The 1858-nt window shown below is 32.2% G+C and carries 1 protein-coding gene; it reads right to left on the reverse strand.

Annotation, left to right across the window (positions count from 1 at the left end):
• Positions 1 to 1320 precede the first annotated feature (1320 nt).
• On the reverse strand, positions 1321 to 1858 hold a 538-nt coding region (locus PVV69_RS09725), incomplete at its 5' end, for a hypothetical protein (protein ID WP_273757334.1).

Raw genomic sequence — 1858 nt, forward strand, 5'->3', positions numbered from 1 at the left:
GTGCATTCAAATGAAATGAAAAGCAGTTATCATTCATAACAGTTCATAAATTTTATGATACGTTTTTATCATTCAAAAATCGCATGCGTTTAGAGAATGGTATGAGTTTTGCTCTTTTTTGAGCGAATCCTTAAAAGGAAAATAATCGTTTAAAATTTTTATAAGCTTATAAGTGTAATTCATTAAGGACACATAAAAGGATTTAAAGACAAAATCGTTTTTAAAGCGCTTACTAAAAATTTAGTAAATGATAGGCAGTCATTATACAAACATATCATCACAACAGTTATGAAATTCAAAACGTTATATCTTATGATGCGAAAATCTTTTAATGACGTATACAAGCAAGCTATCAAAAAATGTTTTAACAGTTATATTTTTAAAGCACTTACTTACAAAATTAATGGCAGCTCTTTTAAGAGAAAAGATAAGCAAGCAAAATTCAAAACCATTGTAAAATCTAAACGCATAGGGTTTTACTAAATTTTTAGTAAAATAATGCTGTTAAAAAAATGCTCTATTCTAAAGTTAACGAACTCAAAATTGAGCCGGCTAATTTTTAAAGAAATTAGGTTTTAATGAAAAGTGAAAATACGCTTATAAGAACCTCTTTAAGGAAACGTTTAAAATTTGAAACTGATGTTTTATAACAGCTATAAACTTAGTTATCATTTGCTCTTAAGAACGTTTCATTTACGAAAAACAAAGATCTAGATTTTACAGCAGAGCAAATAGAGCAAATCTTGAAACCCTTAAATTCTATAAAAACGTTTGTTTATTTGTCTTATGAAAAGCTACTTTTAAAAACCAATGCGTATAAATATAAAAACGGTTTTATGACAGATATTCCCTTAATACGCCTTTGCTTTTGATTGTACTGATAAAGCTACCAAGCGTTTTGATTTTAGAATGTCAGTTATTTGAATTCACTCAGCTCTATTTTGAGCTTAGTATTTTAAAACGTTTTAAAGAGGCATTTTGATTATGTGCTTTATTTCAAATGACTCCCTTTAAATATGAGAGCGTTTTATTGATAGGTTTATAAAAATCAAAAGCGTTTAGAAACTCTCTTATTCAAATGAGTGATTAAGATCATACCCATCATTTATGATCCTTTTGATAAGTTTTCATAAAAACAATAGAACGCTTGCAATATGATACGTTTTGTATATATGCATTTATCACTCCATTGTAGGTGATTATTAAATTATTAGAAACGTTATAAGAAAGCCGCGTCATATTACTTGATACGGCTTTCTTTTTGAATTCTCTCTTTTATGATGCGTTTATAGCTGTAGAAGGCGCCCCCCACGCCGTTCTTTATTCTGTTTCATCAACAATCTTGACAAGGTTATCGCTTTCATAAACCTCATAATTTATAGGAACTTTCCTTACTTTGCTTCTCTTGGTTAATTTCGCATTGCCATAAGCACGACCCCAGACCTTCGTATAGAATAAAACCTTGGCATTGCCAAAAACAGAGCCATAAATTTCAGCACAACCGCCCACCAAAGCACCGCCATAGACCTTGCCATAAATTTGGGCACGACCATTAATAAAGGCATAATTATAAACCTCAGCATAGCTATGAATATGAGCCGAGCCAGCAACAATGGCACGACCATAGACCCTTGCATAACCAAAAACCGTAGCATCATAAGAAACATGCGCATAATCATAAACATGAGCATCAGCAAAAACGCGGGCGCCCCCACTCACATGGGCATACCCATAAACATTGCCATAAACATGAGCATTGCCATAGACACAAGCATGGTCATAAACTTTTGCATATTGAGAGATGAAAGCCTTGCCATAGATTTCACAATTCCCATAGACTTGACCACAGATTTGAGAA

Source organism: Bartonella sp. MM73XJBT (genome assembly GCF_028618465.1).
GTDB lineage: Bacteria > Pseudomonadota > Alphaproteobacteria > Rhizobiales > Rhizobiaceae > Bartonella.